The sequence below is a fragment of the Photobacterium sp. R1 genome (assembly GCF_054600795.1).
The window spans coordinates 1-247 of record NZ_BAAHZP010000829.1 but is presented as its reverse complement, the minus strand read 5'-3'; the positions used below and the strand labels follow the sequence as shown (position 1 = coordinate 247).

General features: G+C 58.7%; 1 pseudogene. It reads right to left on the bottom strand.

From position 1 onward, the window contains the following. Positions 1-247 (bottom strand): annotated as a pseudogene (locus tag ACYP03_RS27395) (DNA mismatch repair endonuclease MutL); the annotation flags it as partial.

Here is a 247-nt window from a genome sequence, read left to right as displayed (position 1 = left end):
CGCTTGAGCAGTTCATCAATATGGGCAAATTCGGTTTTTTCAGTACGAAGAAATTTACGGCGGGCCGGGGTATTGAAAAACAGATCCAGCACTTCCACTGTCGTCCCGACCGGGTGGGCAGCCGGTTTGAGCTGCACCGTCATGTCACGCCCCTCGGCATAGGCCGACCAGGCTTCCGGCTGCGCTTCAGTACGGGAGGTCAGCGTCAGACGGGAAACCGAGCTGATACTGGCCAGTGCCTCGCCCC